Annotated in this window: 1 protein-coding gene; it reads right to left on the bottom strand. The window is 73.3% G+C overall.

Going from position 1 to position 431, the window contains the following annotated elements; translation table 11 throughout:
• Positions 1 to 69: 69 nt before the first annotated feature.
• Entirely contained in the window at positions 70 to 369 is a 300-nt protein-coding gene (locus tag ACU8YC_RS28410) for a hypothetical protein (RefSeq protein ID WP_059409111.1), read from the bottom strand.
• Positions 370 to 431 lie beyond the last annotated feature (62 nt).

The following is a 431-nucleotide window of genomic DNA, read 5'->3' as shown; positions in this document are numbered from 1 at the left end:
CATGGGCGGTCGGCCGCAGGCGTGGGCGCGCGGTGCCGCCGTTCGAGTGCAGGTACCGGACAGGCTTCCTCACGCCCTCGGTGGCTCGAACGGCTCCCGGACCCTGCCAGCGGCATGCACGGGCCGGTCGCCGACCGGGAACGTCGTGGCCGTCCAGGCGGCGCCCCCGGCGGCCGGAGCGAGCACGGGCATCGCGTCCTGCGCGCGGGATTGGGCGTGGTCGGCCAAGTCGTCCTTGGCATGCCGGCCCGCGCCATGGTCGTGGTCGGCGAACGCGTGCACGACAGGCGTCGTAGCCCCACGACGACCATCGACCATCGTCGGCATGACCAGGACGGCCATCGGCGCGAATGCGAGGGCCACCGCCATGAGACGCCGTCACGAGGACACCCGACCCCCCTCTCTCGAAACGAGCCAGCCGACGCCGGAAC

Source organism: Citrobacter sp. VF227, from assembly GCF_052950715.1.
Note: the sequence above shows the minus strand (reverse complement) of the source record. Positions and strands in the feature narration are given on the sequence as shown.